The 967-nt window shown below is 32.9% G+C and carries 1 protein-coding gene; it reads right to left on the bottom strand.

The window, feature by feature from the left end; translation table 11 throughout:
* Positions 1 to 728: 728 nt before the first annotated feature.
* The coding region (locus IG80_RS16375; RefSeq protein WP_032114180.1) for a hypothetical protein at positions 729 to 967 on the bottom strand (239 nt) is incomplete at its 5' end.

Here is a 967-nt window from a genome sequence, read left to right on the forward strand (position 1 = left end):
AATATAACCTTAGCTGCTGCTGCCTTCCTTAAAGCAGGTCAGCTTTCACGATCCTCCCGTATAACTTCGTATAATGTATGCTATTACGAAGTTATTACGAACAAAATTACATGGAAGTTAGTTCTGAGAAAGAAATAGAAGCATCATTCAGCTATTAAAGCGAGAGAACACCCCCCAAAACAGTATCAGAATTTCCTGGAGTTTCAAAAGTTCAAAGCAACATACATGTTGGTATGAATATGATCGTTAAAAAGCAATCCTGTTTTTTTGCAAGAAACATCCATGGTTAGCTTTATTTTATTCACCGTATATTTAATATTTATACCCCGACTATGTCTAAAATTTAAAAAGTTCCATATTTTTTTACCTTAAGTGTAATCTTACCTCAACCTTGCAACACAACCGATAATATTGATATTAGACTTATTAGATGAGCCCTACATTCCTTTGAATATTTGCAACTAATTTATGCGACAATTCTAGCCAAGGAAAATAGCCTAGAGAAGATTCGTCACATAACTGATAACTTTCGCAACACTAGAGATGACTTAAGCATAAAAAAGGGCAGATAGATCTTTGGAAATATGGTCAAGGGCTCAAGGGAAAAATCCGTTTCATCAACCAACAATTCAATATCTATACTGCTTAATTTAAAGCAGACACATCCTAGCCTCAGCTCCAAAAACTTTTTGCAACAGGGCCTTTGACCTTCAACGATTAAAGTAGATTTAGCTTGCTAATTGATTTGAGCAACAAAGCCATTCTTTATATTCTTTTGGATACTCTTTTATTAGAGTTCCCCAAAAGTCTTTGTAATCTTTATTAATGCCGTAATTATTATTAATTGTTAATTTACAAATAGTGGATTTATCATAGTGGTGAGTTTGATTTTCAATTTCATAATAAGTATAAATATTCTTGAGATGCTTTAAGAAAGAATTTAGGTTTTCTCTCGAGTATTCTAAGG

This window comes from Candidatus Paracaedibacter symbiosus (genome assembly GCF_000757605.1).
GTDB classification, from domain to species: Bacteria; Pseudomonadota; Alphaproteobacteria; order Paracaedibacterales; family Paracaedibacteraceae; genus Paracaedibacter_A; species Paracaedibacter_A symbiosus.